The sequence below is a fragment of the Massilia sp. UBA6681 genome (genome assembly GCF_002454935.1).
Taxonomy (GTDB): domain Bacteria; phylum Pseudomonadota; class Gammaproteobacteria; order Burkholderiales; family Burkholderiaceae_D; genus Telluria; species Telluria varians.
On sequence record NZ_DKJX01000024.1, the window covers coordinates 49913 to 61464 of the forward strand.

The window sequence follows — 11552 nt, forward strand, 5'->3', positions numbered from 1 at the left end:
TGTCACGTCATCGCCACATTTCGACGACAAGATTCTTAATGTGACCGAGCTTGCGGTGGAAAAAGTGGTCGGCGCCCGGGATCACGGTCACCGGGATGTCGAGCGGGCGCGCCCAGTCGAACACTTCCTGCAGCGTGATCGTATCGTCAAGTTCGCCGTGGATCAGGATGGTGTCCGCCGGAACCGGCGGCATCGGCCACTTGCCGGCCGCGGTGCCGACCAGCACCAGGCGCTCGGCCGGGCGGCCCTCTGCGATCAGGCGCTGCTGGAACTGGGCCTGCACGAAGGTGCCGAAGGAGAAACCGGACAGGGTCACCGGCAGGCCCGGGTACTGTTCGGTCATGTGCTTGTACATGACGTCCATGTCGTCCACCTCGCCGCGGCCGTCGTCGTGCACGCCTTCCGACTCGCCCACGCCGCGGAAGTTGAAGCGCGCGGTGGCGTAGCCGAGGGTGACGAAGGTGCGCGCCAGCGTCTGGGCCACCTTGTTCTCCATGGTGCCGCCGTACAGCGGGTGCGGGTGCGCCACCAGGGCGATGCCGCGCGGCTGGCCTTCCGGCAGGTCGAGGATGCATTGCATCTTGCCGGCGTGGCCGTCGAGGGTAAACTTGTGCGAATACTTGTTCATTAATCCAAAGCGCTTGCAGGGGTGATCAGATTTTCAGGCGTTCGACGACCTTGCCGCCCACCAGGTGGGTGTCGATGATGTCGTCGATGTCGGCGTTGTCCACGTAGGTGTACCAGGTGCCTTCCGGGTAGACCACGAGCACCGGGCCTTCCTCGCAGCGGTCGAGGCAGCCGGACTGGTTGACGCGCACCTTGCCCTGGCCGTTCAGGCCGAGTTCCTTGATGCGTTTCTTGGCGTGCTTCTGCGCCTTCTCGGCGCCGCACTTGCCGCAGCTCTGGCGGGCATCCTTGCCGTCGCGCTCGTTCATGCAGAAGAAGACGTGGTGCTTGTAGAAGGGTGCGTCGTTGGTGTCGCTCATGTCGTTCTCGTCATAGATGGTCGCCAGCCCTCATGATACGGCAAATGTTCAAGACTCCCCGTCCGCCGCCCCGGGCCGCGGCTCCGGGCGATTCAGCCGGTGCGAGGGCAGCAGCAGGAACCACAGCGCCAGGAAGGGCCAGGTCAAGGCGAGGAACTGGGCCGCGCCGTTAAAGTTCAGGAACTTCCCCTGCACCCAGCCCTGCAGGGTGGAGACGAAGTACGGGTTGACCGGCACCGTATTGACCACGATGAGGCTCAGCACCAGCGTGACCACCGCCAGCCGGCGCTGCGCCACCTGCGGCGCGAACACCAGGCCGGTGAGCATGATGATGCCGATGATGAAACCGCCTTCCGCGCCGGGCGTCACCCAGACAAACGCGTTATCGGGTCGGAACAGCAGCGAGCTCGCCAGCGCCTTCACCAGGAGGGCCGAGGCCAGGAACACCACCATCAGCAGGAAGCGCGGCGCGCTGCGGCGCACCAGGCACATGAGCGTCAGGACGGCGCCGGTCATGCCGCAAGCCGTGATGATGGTCTCCGAGAGCCAGTACTGCTCCACGCTCATCGCTTCGCCCGGACGCAGCATGTTGACCAGGTCGATGTCGGTATCGAACCAGCGCGACAGCCATTCCGAGAGGATGGGCAGCACCTGGCCGTGGCCGAACAGGTAGCTTTGCGGGTAGATCTGCGCCAGCGGCCACAGGGCCACCAGCACCAGGCCCTGGCTGGCGTAGGGCGCGAACCAGCGGCGCCGCAGCTGGAACAGGCGGCTGCGGTCGAGCAGGCCGGGCGCCCACCAGGCGCCGAGCAGCGCGCCGGCCAGGCAGCCGCCGGCATTGGTGATCAGGTCGAGGTTGGACGGCACGCGGCTGGGCAGGAAGTTCTGCACCGTTTCCATCGTGAGCGTCACCAGGATGCCGGCAAGCGCCGCCAGCAGCACCGCCCAGATGCCGCGCACGCGCGGGTAGACCGACAGCACCAGCAGCACCCCGAGCGGCATGTAGCCGACGATATTGACGCCGACGTCGAAGCCGGTCCAGTAGCGTGGCATGACCGTATTGAGGAAGGTGAATACCGGCACCCCGCTGTTGCGCCAGCCCGTGAACGGGTACCAGCTGGCGTAGATGATCAAGAGCAGGTAGGCCAGCAGCGCCGCGCGTGCGATCGGCGAGCCGCGTCCTTCGCGCGGGCGTTCGCGCTGCTCGACGGCGACGGTAGGCTTGGTCATCGTTTTCGGGTATCGACCGTCGCCAGCCAGGCCAGGATGTCGCTTGCGACGGCGTCGGTGCTGGCCGCCAGGGCGCGCGCGCCGCCCGGCGCATCGGCGCTCGGGGCCGGCGTCGTGCGCGTGAACGTGCGCTGGTCGAGCAGGCGGTGGTCGTTGAACAGCGAGGCGCGCAGGGTGATCTGGCCTTCGCTCTGGCTCACGCCGGAAAACGCGTGGACGAAGTCGTCCACTTCCACGCGCAGCAGCGGCACCCCGGTGGAGGCGTCGGTGGCCGACAGCACCTTCATGCCCGACTGCGCCAGGCGCGCCTTGACGCGCTGGGTGAGCATCTGCAGCGGCTCGTTGGCCCAGCGCGCATGGGCGTAGGTGCGGGCCTGCAGCGCGTCGGCATAGGCCAGGCGGTAGAACATGCGCTCGTTCTCCAGGGCCGACGGGCCGGTGAAGTCCATCACCACCAGCGCGGCGATATTGGCAGGTGCGGAGGCCGGCGCCCCCTGCTGCAGCGGCGCTGCCGGACCGAAGTCGTAGGTCATGCTTTCCTGGATCTTGTTGCTGGCGCAGCCCGCGAGGAGGAGGCTCGAGGCGGCAAGGGCGAACAGGGCGCGGATCGGAGTGGCGGTCACGGTGGTCCTCATTTGGTCGGTGGCACGAAGCCCGGTTCGCCCGGACCCGGCTGGGCGCTCGGGGCGCCGAACAGGATGCTTTGCGGGCGGTCGGACAGCGAGGTGGCGGTGCGCTTCACGGCGCGCAGCGCGCCGCGCGCCTCGTCGGTCATCTGGACGACGTGCGGCAGGGTTTCGAGTTCGAGTTCGCTGGTGGCCGACTGCAGCGAGCCGACCGCGCCGTTCAGGCGCTCGAGCGGGCCGTCGGGGGCCTGCAGGCGCGTGGCCAGCTGGTCGTAGTTGTCGGCGGTGGCCTGGATGCTGGCGGCGGCCGCGTCGAAGGAGCTCAGGCTGCGGTCGATCTTTGCCGTGAGCGCCGGCAGGCGGTCGATGGTCGGCTCGAGCTTGCGCGGAATGGCGGCATAGGCGTCGGCCGCCTTGCCGATGCTGTCGAACGCACCGACGATGGTCTGCTGGTTCTCGTCGGTGACCATCTTGGCCAGGCTGTCGGTGATCTGCTCGGTCTTCTCGAGGATGGCCAGGCCGCGCTTTTCCAGGATGTCGAGCAGGCCCGGGCGCAGCGGGATGCGGGCCGGCTGGTCGTCGCGTACCGCCAGGCGCGGCGAGCCGGTGCGGTCGTCGTCGAGCTGGATGAAGGCGATGCCGGTCACGCCCTGGTAGCCGAGCGAGGCGAAGGTGGTGGTGGTGATCGGCGAACTCTTGTCGACCGACAGCTTGATCAGGATCTGGCCGGTGACGCGCGGGTCGAAGATGATCTGGTCCACGCGCCCCACTTCCAGGCCGCGGTAGCGCACCGCGGCTTCCGGGTTCAGGCCCGGGATCGACTGGGTGGTCACGATCTCGTAGGGCACCAGCTCGGTGCGGTCGCGGTTGAGCCACAGCCCGGCCAGCACGGCCGCGACCACCAGGGCGATCGTGAAGACGCCTGTCATCAGGGCATACGATCTGTTTTCCATATTCAGTTCTCCGAATCGTTCTGGGCCTGGCGCTCTTCGAGCACTTCCAGCGCCCGCTGGCCGCGCGGGCCCAGGAAAAAGTGTTTGATGAAGGGATGCTGGACGCGCAGCACGTCACAGGCCGGTCCGACCGCCAGCACGTGCTTCTCTGCCAGCACCGCGATGCGCGACGACAGCGCGAACAGCGTGTCGAGGTCGTGCGTGACCATGACCACGGTGAGCTTCAGTTCGCTGTGCAGGGTCTGGATCAGCGACACGAAGGCATCCGACAGGTCGGGGTCGAGGCCCGCCGTGGGTTCGTCCAGGAACAATAAGCGCGGTTCCAGCGCGAGGGCGCGCGCCAGGGCCGCGCGCTTGACCATCCCGCCCGACAGGTCGGACGGCATCTTGTTGGCGTGCTCGGGGCCGAGGCCGACCATGTCCATCTTGAGCAGCACGGCGTCGCGGATCACGTCCTCGGGCAGCGAGCGCAGCTCGCGCATCGGGAAGGCGATGTTGTCGAACACGCTCAGGGCCGAGTACAGCGCGCCCTGCTGGAACAGCATGCCCCAGTGGTTGCGCATGTGCTGCAGCTGTTCCGGTTCGGCCTGGCTGATGTCCTCGCCGAACACCTTCACGCAGCCTTCCGAGGGGCGCTCCAGGCCCAGCATCTGGCGCAGCAGCACGGTCTTGCCGGTGCCGGAGCCGCCGACGATGGTGAGGATCTCGCCCGCATAGATGTCGAGGTTCAGGTCCTGGTGCACCACGGTGCGCCCGAAGCGCGTCCACAGATTGCGGATCTCGACCACCGGCGGCCCGACGTCTTCCTCGGGGCGCTTGTTCAGGCGCTGCGGTTCGCGTGGCTTAGTGGGCTGGTTCGTGTCTGCCATCAGAACCCCACGTCGTTGAAGATGATGGCGAACACCGCGTCCGCCAGGATGACGACGGTGATCGCCGTGACCACCGCGGTGGTGGTGCCGCGGCCCAGGCTTTCGGTGTTCGGCTTGATGCGCAGGCCGAAGTGACACGACACCAGCGCGATCAGCATGCCGAACACGCAGCCCTTGAGCAGGCCGATCGTGTAGTTCACCACCGGCACCGCGTCCGGCAGCTTCTGGATGAAGTAGCGGAACGACAGGCCCAGCTCGATCTTGGCCGAGACCATGCCGCCGATCAGCGCCATGGCGTCGGTCCAGACCACCAGCAGCGGCATCGAGATGGCAAGCGCGATCACCTTGGGCATGATCAGGCGCTGGCCGTGCGAGATGCCCATCACCAGCATGGCGTCGAGTTCCTCGGTCACGCGCATCACGCCCAGCTGCGCGGTGATCGAGGAGCCGGAGCGGCCCGCCACCAGGATCGCCGCCAGCAGCGGGCCCAGCTCGCGGATCACGGCCATGCCCAGGATGTTGACGATGTAGATGTCGCCGCCGAACATGCGCAGCTGCTGCGATGACAGGAAGGACAGCACGATCCCGATCAGGAAGCCGACCATCGCCGTGATGCCGAGCGCCTGGAAGCCGGAATGGTAGATATTGGCCGAGATCTCGCGCCAGGGTCCGGCCTGCGGGCGGCGGATGAAGCGGCCGAAGTCCAGGATCAGCTGGCCGATCAGGCTGATGAAGCCGCGCAGGTGCTCGAAAAAGGACAGGATGCCGCCGCCCAGCACGATCAGCCAGTTCAGCGGGCTGACTTTATGACGCGGCAGCTTGATGGCGCTGGCCTTCTCGATGCGGCCGAACAGTTCTTCGTGCTGCGGATCGAGTTTCAGGCTGGCGGGACGCTGCTTGCCCCAGGCGTTCCAGAACATCTGGGCGCCGACGTGGTCGAGGCGCTCGATGCCGGAGAGGTCCCAGGCGAGGCTTTGCCTGTTCTTCTTGAGCGTGTTCAGGGTGCGGGTGATCGCCTTGAGCACGCCCTTGCGCGACAGCGTATGTACCTGCCAGACGCCGCTTGCCATGACAGATGGGGCCGCGCCGGTACCCGAGGCCTGGTCTGGATGCTGGATGGTTAATATTGGCGCATTTTCAATCTGCATTGCGCCAGTGTAAAAGAGAATCGTTATCGCTGCTACACGGTTCCTAACATAGTGCGCTACGCAGCCAGGTGGCGAACCTGGCGTTCGGGCGCGGCGGCCATGGGCTTGTGCGCCGGGGCGGTATCGAGCTTGCCCGCATAGTCCGAGGCCAGCAGGGCAGCCGCTTCCTCGCGCGCCATGCCGCGCAGCTGCAGCCATTCCTGCACCAGCTTGGCCAGCTTCTCGAGCGCGATGCGGTGGGTCGCATCGGTCTTGGTGTAGATCCAGCTTGAGAAAGCCATGAAGTTGTCGAACGGGGCCTCGCCCAGCAGCACGCGGGTGGTGTTGGCGAAGCGGCCCGAGTTGGCCACCAGGTCCCAGTAGCGGGCAAAGCGCACCAGGCGCTGCATGGTCGGGAAATCGACCTGCTTCGTCGCCAGCACGGTGTAGGGCGGGTAGGGATCGTAGACCATGCCGAAAGGCTCGGTGTGGCGGATGATCGGGGTGCCGCGCAGGCGCTTGAGGATGCCGAACTGGATCTCCTGGGCTCCCAGCCCTACCAACTGGTCGAATCCGCGCGCGAAGCTGGCCACGTCCTCACCGGGCAGGCCGGCGATCAGGTCCACGTGCAGATGGGTCTGCGAGTGTTCGGTCAGCCAGCGGATGTTGTCGGCGGCCTTGGCATTGTCCTGGCGCCGGCTCACCAGGGCCTGTACCTCGGGGTTGAAGCTCTGGATGCCGATCTCGAACTGCAGCGCGCCGGGCGGGAACCTGGCGATCGTCTCCTTCAGGGCTTCGGGCAGGTGGTCCGGGACCAGCTCGAAGTGGGCGTAGACCGGATCCTGCGGGTTCGCCTCGAGTTTATCGAGGAAGAACTGCATGATGCGCAGGCTGGTCTTGACGTTCAGGTTGAAGGTGCGGTCGACGAACTTGAACAGGCGCGCGCCGCGTGCATGCAGCGACTCCATCTCGGCCAAAAAGGCGTCCAGGGGGAAGGGCCAGGCGGTCTTGTCCAGCGAAGACAGGCAGAACTCGCACTTGAACGGACAGCCGCGCGAAGCTTCCACGTACAGGGTGCGGTGGGCGATGTCCTCGTCGCTATATAAAGAATAGGGCAGGGCGATCTCCGCCATCGGCGGCTGCACGCCGGCGTGCACTTTCATCAGCGGCTTGGGGCCGTTCAGGATCTCGCCGCACAGCTTGGGGAAGGTGACGTCGCCCCAGCCGGTAACGACGTAGTCGGCCAGCCGCACGATCTCCTGCTCGCCGGTCTCGTGCGAGACTTCCGGGCCGCCCAGCACGATCGTCAGCTGCGGCGCGACGCGCTTGAGCAGCGCCACCAGCCGGGTGGTTTCTTCGACGTTCCAGATGTAGACGCCCAGGCCGAGGATACGCGGCTGGTGCGCCAGGATGCGTTCGACCAGGTCGCTGGTCTTGGCGCCGATGACGAATTCGTGGATGCGCGTCTGCGCCTGCAGCGGACCCATGTTGGCCAGCAGGTAACGGAGTCCGAGGGAAGCGTGGGTGTAGCGCGCGTTGAGCGTGGAAAGCAGGATGGTCATCCCGCGCATTGTACCGAATGCGGGCACCGGGCCTGCGGCGTCGGCGCCACAAAAAAGAAAAGCGCCCGGCTTGCGCCGGACGCTTTGTCATTCAGCCAAGGCTTACTTGGTGACGGTACGGGTACCGACCACTTCGATGGTCACGCGGCGGTTCTTGGCGCGGCCTTCGGCGGTGGCGTTGTCGGCGACCGGCTGGGTCTCGCCCTTGCCTTCGGTGTACAGGCGGGCCGGATCCAGGCCTTTCGAGACCATGTAGGCCTTGACGGCTTCGGCGCGGCGCAGCGACAGCTTCTCGTTGTAGGCGTTGGTGCCGACCGAGTCGGTGTGGCCGACGGCGATCATGACTTCGGTGTTCAGGCCTTCCAGCTTCGCCATGAACTCGTCCAGTGCCGCCTTGCCTTCCGGCTTGACGATCGCCTTGTCGAAGTCGAACAGGGCTTCAGCCGCGATCGAGACCTTTTCCGAGGTCGGGACCGGTTCCGGTGCCGGTGCCGGTGCGACGACCGGTGCCGGTGCCGGCGCTGGCGCCGGTGCTGCCTCGACCGGTGCCGGGGCAACGTAGGCTGCCTTGACCGGACGGCCGAACTTCCAGACCAGGCTCACGGTGGCGGTGTCGATGTCGCCGCGGTTCTGGACCGCGTCGGTCACGCGGTAGCGCTCCACTTCGCCGCGCAGTGCCATGTTTTCGCTCAGCGCGTACTCCAGGCCCAGGCCGTACTTGCCGTGACGGCGGCCTTCGTTCGGCGGGTTGGCGACGGTCACGGCATCCAGGCGGGAGCCGGTGAAGTGGGTCTTGGCCTTGGTGTACTGGACACCGCCGCGCGCCAGGAAGGTCAGGCGTTCGGTGATCGGCAGGCGGCCCACCAGGTCGAGGTTCACGCCGCGGAACTTGGTTTCACCGTTCAGGTTGCCACGGTTGGTCCAGGCTTCGAAGTCGAAGTTTTCCAGTTCGAAGTAGCCGGCTTCGATGGCGAAGTAGCGGTTCAGTTGCTTGCCGACGAACAGCTTCCAGGTGACGTCGCGGTCATCGGTGCTGAAGCTGCTCAGGGTCGAGCCGTTCGAGTTCAGGGTACGCTGCAGCGCGCTCTGGTCGATGTCGGCGCGCGAGCGTCCAGCGCCCACGCCTGCGTACCAGGCGCTGTTGGCCCAGTCCAGATTCACGTAGGCCGAATCAGCTTGCGCGGACTGCTGGGAAGCTGCCTCTTGCGGTGCCGCGTGGGCGTTCACCATGGTTGCGCAGGCCAGTGCGATCAGTGCGGCGAGTTTGTTGGATGCTTTCATTGTTCTGCTTTTCGTCAATTAAAACATTAGTCTGTTACCTGGGCCTCGAAGGCCTCGGCTCTCGGGGAGTTACAGGGCGAAGTATTACCTTTTGGCATCTTGCGCACTGTTCGCTATCTCGCATAAGAGAAATATTCTCGAAATAACAACACATCGTTTCAACAGTGCGCCTGTAGGTTCCCGCTCTGTGTGAACCCATCACTTTCGCCAGTAGGCATGGCGTAGAAAATTGTTTAGAGTTCAACTGTGTGATTTTAACATTCTCTGCCGCGTGCCGCTGGCCGCAGAAAGTTCTCCATGCCAAGCCCTGTCTTTCCTCGCCCCCGCCTGCTGGCCGCGGCGCTCGCCACCATGCTGGCGCTGGGCGCCTGCAGCAGCGACAAGGACGATGTCGCAGCCCCGCCGCCGCCACCGCAGACTGCCGCGCGCATCCAGGTCGAGGTCGCGCGCACCACGCACGGCATACCGCATGTGCGCGCCGAGGATTACCGCAGCCTGGCCTATGGGCTGGCCTATGCCTACGCACAGGACAACGTCTGCATGTTCGCCGACTCGGTGCTGACCGTGCGCGGCGAGCGTTCGCTGTTCTTCGGCGGCGAGGCGCGGCCGCGCCAGCGCACCGGCGACGAGTACGGCGGCGGCAGCGGCTTCATGGACCTGAACAACGAAGAAAGTGACTTCTTCTTCAAGGGCTACCTCGACATCGAACAGCTGCGCGCCAACTACGCCGCCGGCACGGCCGAACCGCGCCAGCTGCTCGAAGGTTTCGTCGAAGGCTACAACCGCTACCTGAAGGACTACGCCGGCAAGCTGCCCGCGGCCTGCGCGGAGGCCAAGTGGGTGCGTCCGATCACGCTCGACGACATGTATCTGGTGGTGGCGGAAAAGGCGCTGCACGCCTCCGGCCAGGCCTTCGCCCGCGACTTCGTCGCCGCGGGCCGCGTTCCGGGCGCCACGGTGAGCCTGGCCAAGGCGGCGCCGCGCAAGATCGATGCCTCCACCCTGGTGGCCCAGCTCGACAAGCTCAACCGCCAGGGCTTCGGCAGCAATGCGCTGGGCGTCGGCAAGGACCTGTCGGCGAACGGGCGCGGCCTGCTGCTCGGGAATCCGCACTACCCCTGGACCACCGCCGACCGCTTCTACCAGGCCCACCTGACCGTGCCGGGGCGTTACGACGCGATGGGCGTGATCATCGGCGGCGTGCCGGCGGTGGTCATCGGCTTCAACAAGGATGTCGCCTGGAGCCACACCGTCACCTTCGCCTATCACTTCACCACCTTCCGGCTGGCGCTGGATCCCACCGACCCGACCGGCACCACCTATCTATATGACGGCGAGCGCCGCAAGATGACGTCCAAGACGGTCACCGTCGACGCGCTGCTGCCGGACGGGCTGGTGGGCCGGCGCAGCAAGACCTTCTACTTCAGCCACCAGGGCGCGGTGATCGTGCGGCCGGCCGCAGGCATGACCTGGACCGCCGGCGCCGCCTACGTCCTGGCCGACCCGAACCGCTACAACACCCGCATGCTCGAGCAGTGGCTGGGCATCGGCACGGCCGGCAGCGTGCGCGCGCTGAAGGATTCGCTCGACAAGGTGGTGGGCCTGCCCTGGGTGAACACGGTTGCCGCCGACCGCGAAGGCAATGCGCTGTATGCGGACGCCAGCGTGGTGCCGCACATGAATGCGGACAAGTTCGTGAACGGCTGCCTGCTGCTGCAGGCGGCGCTGCTGTTCGACGGTTCGCGGAGTGCCTGCGGCTGGGGGCAGGATGCCGGCGCGCCGCCGGGCATCTACGCGCCGGCGAAGGCGCCGTGGATGATGCGCACCGACTACGTCGGCAATTCGAACGACAGCTATTGGCTGACCAACCCGAAAGCACTGCTGACGGGCCCGGCGCCGCTGGGTTTCTCGCCGCTGTATGGACGCACCGGTGTCGAGCAGACCCTGCGCACCCGCATCGGCTTCCGGCAAATGGAAGACCTGCTGGCGCAGCGCAGCAAGCTGACCCTGGCCGACATGCAGGCGCTGGCCTTCTCGAACCGCGTGTATGCGGCCGAGCTGGTGCTGCCCGAACTGCTGACCGCCTGCGCGGCCCTGAGCAACGAGCTGTCGCGCCAGGCCTGCAACGTGCTGCAGGCCTGGGACCGCCGCGCCAATGTCGACAGCCGCGGCGCGGTGCTGTTCCGCGAATTCTGGAGCGTGGCGTCGAGCATTCCGAACAAGTGGGCGAATCCCTTCAATCCTGCCGACCCGGTGAACACGCCCAATGGCGTGGCGCCGGCCGCGATGCCGGCCATGCTGGCGGCGCTGCGGGACGCGGCCGTCAAGCTGCAGTCGCTCGGCATCCCGCTTGATGCGCGCCTGGGGGATGTTCAGGTCGAGCCGCGCAACGGCGTGCGCATCCCGCTGCATGGCGGGAACGGCAACCAGGAGGGCACCTACAGTTCCCTGACGATGCGCACAGGCCTGACCGCCAACGGCTATGTCGGCGCCCACTGGGGGCAGAGCTATATCCAGACCGTCGGCTTCGACGAGCAGGGGCCGGTGGCGCAGGCGATGCTGACCTATGGGCAGTCGACCGATCCCAAGTCGCCCTGGTATGCGGACCAGACCCAGGTGTACTCGCGCAAGGAGTGGCCAGTGCTGCCGTTCACGCAAGAGAAGATCAAGGCCGATCCGAATTACGCAACGATGAGCCTGCGTGAATAAGGCGCGCAAGAATTGTCGGCTTAAGGCAGGCTGAAATGTCTCAAAAACTCACACTGCCTACTTGCGCGACGGCCTCCGCCTTTGCTATGATTCGTGTCTTCCGGAGCTGCTTCGATTCGCAAAACGAAACGACAGCGAAAGAAAAAAGAGGGGCTTGACGATAAACGCAAAACACCGCATAATCTCGCTTCTCTGCTGCTGACGAACAC

General features: G+C 66.0%; 10 protein-coding genes. 1 reads left to right on the forward strand and 9 read right to left on the reverse strand.

The genetic code is table 11. From position 1 onward, the window contains the following. Positions 1–7 precede the first annotated feature (7 nt). The 9 genes from B2R83_RS02935 to B2R83_RS24015 all read right to left on the reverse strand — a co-directional run bounded on the left by B2R83_RS02935 (position 8) and on the right by B2R83_RS24015 (position 8634). Positions 8–628, reverse strand: coding sequence for an alpha/beta hydrolase (locus B2R83_RS02935; RefSeq protein WP_036206714.1), 621 nt, complete (start codon positions 626–628; stop codon positions 8–10). Positions 629–653: 25 nt separating this feature from the next. Further along, positions 654–986 (reverse strand): (2Fe-2S) ferredoxin domain-containing protein, encoded by a 333-nt coding sequence (locus B2R83_RS02940; RefSeq protein WP_027867055.1) that lies wholly within the window; start codon positions 984–986, stop codon positions 654–656. 48 nt (positions 987–1034) lie between these two features. After that, positions 1035–2216, reverse strand: a complete 1182-nt coding sequence (locus B2R83_RS02945; RefSeq protein WP_292038200.1) for a VanZ family protein — start codon at positions 2214–2216, stop codon at positions 1035–1037. After that, a complete protein-coding gene (locus tag B2R83_RS02950) occupies positions 2213–2839 on the reverse strand; it encodes an ABC-type transport auxiliary lipoprotein family protein (protein WP_349681040.1) in 627 nt (208 codons plus the stop codon). Before B2R83_RS02950 ends, B2R83_RS02945 begins: the two co-directional genes overlap by 4 nt. An 8-nt stretch (positions 2840–2847) precedes the next feature. Then, complete coding sequence (locus B2R83_RS02955; protein ID WP_292038202.1) at positions 2848–3795, reverse strand: MlaD family protein; 948 nt, start codon at positions 3793–3795, stop codon at positions 2848–2850. A gap of 2 nt (positions 3796–3797) precedes the next feature. Beyond that, complete coding sequence (locus B2R83_RS02960; protein ID WP_081925744.1) at positions 3798–4664, reverse strand: ABC transporter ATP-binding protein; 867 nt, start codon at positions 4662–4664, stop codon at positions 3798–3800. Beyond that, a complete protein-coding gene (locus B2R83_RS02965; RefSeq protein ID WP_292038204.1) occupies positions 4664–5812 on the reverse strand; it encodes an MlaE family ABC transporter permease in 1149 nt (382 codons plus the stop codon). The genes B2R83_RS02960 and B2R83_RS02965 overlap by 1 nt, the downstream gene beginning before the upstream one ends. 56 nt (positions 5813–5868) lie before the next feature. Beyond that, positions 5869–7353: a B12-binding domain-containing radical SAM protein gene (locus B2R83_RS02970; RefSeq protein WP_292038205.1), complete on the reverse strand. Its 1485-nt coding sequence runs from the start codon at positions 7351–7353 to the stop codon at positions 5869–5871. 102 nt (positions 7354–7455) lie between these two features. Continuing rightward, on the reverse strand, positions 7456–8634 hold the full coding sequence (locus tag B2R83_RS24015; RefSeq protein WP_414674345.1) for an OmpA family protein: 1179 nt from the start codon (positions 8632–8634) through the stop codon (positions 7456–7458). Between the two features lie 297 nt (positions 8635–8931). On the opposite strand from B2R83_RS24015, the gene B2R83_RS02985 reads away from it, so the two are divergent. Beyond that, on the forward strand, positions 8932–11343 hold the full coding sequence (locus tag B2R83_RS02985) for a penicillin acylase family protein (protein WP_292038206.1): 2412 nt from the start codon (positions 8932–8934) through the stop codon (positions 11341–11343). Positions 11344–11552: the final 209 nt, after the last annotated feature.

Excerpts from the sequence above, each read along its gene's own strand:
- B2R83_RS24015 (WP_414674345.1), bottom strand. The coding sequence starts at position 8,634 with ATGAAAGCATCCAACAAACTCGCCGCACTGATCGCACTGGCCTGCGCA.
- B2R83_RS02945 (WP_292038200.1), bottom strand. The coding sequence starts at position 2,216 with ATGACCAAGCCTACCGTCGCCGTCGAGCAGCGCGAACGCCCGCGCGAA.
- B2R83_RS02985 (WP_292038206.1), top strand. The coding sequence starts at position 8,932 with ATGCCAAGCCCTGTCTTTCCTCGCCCCCGCCTGCTGGCCGCGGCGCTC.
- B2R83_RS02940 (WP_027867055.1), bottom strand. The coding sequence starts at position 986 with ATGAGCGACACCAACGACGCACCCTTCTACAAGCACCACGTCTTCTTC.
- B2R83_RS02955 (WP_292038202.1), bottom strand. The coding sequence starts at position 3,795 with ATGGAAAACAGATCGTATGCCCTGATGACAGGCGTCTTCACGATCGCC.
- B2R83_RS02970 (WP_292038205.1), bottom strand. The coding sequence starts at position 7,353 with ATGACCATCCTGCTTTCCACGCTCAACGCGCGCTACACCCACGCTTCC.
- B2R83_RS02960 (WP_081925744.1), bottom strand. The coding sequence starts at position 4,664 with ATGGCAGACACGAACCAGCCCACTAAGCCACGCGAACCGCAGCGCCTG.
- B2R83_RS02965 (WP_292038204.1), bottom strand. The coding sequence starts at position 5,812 with ATGCAGATTGAAAATGCGCCAATATTAACCATCCAGCATCCAGACCAG.
- B2R83_RS02935 (WP_036206714.1), bottom strand. The coding sequence starts at position 628 with ATGAACAAGTATTCGCACAAGTTTACCCTCGACGGCCACGCCGGCAAG.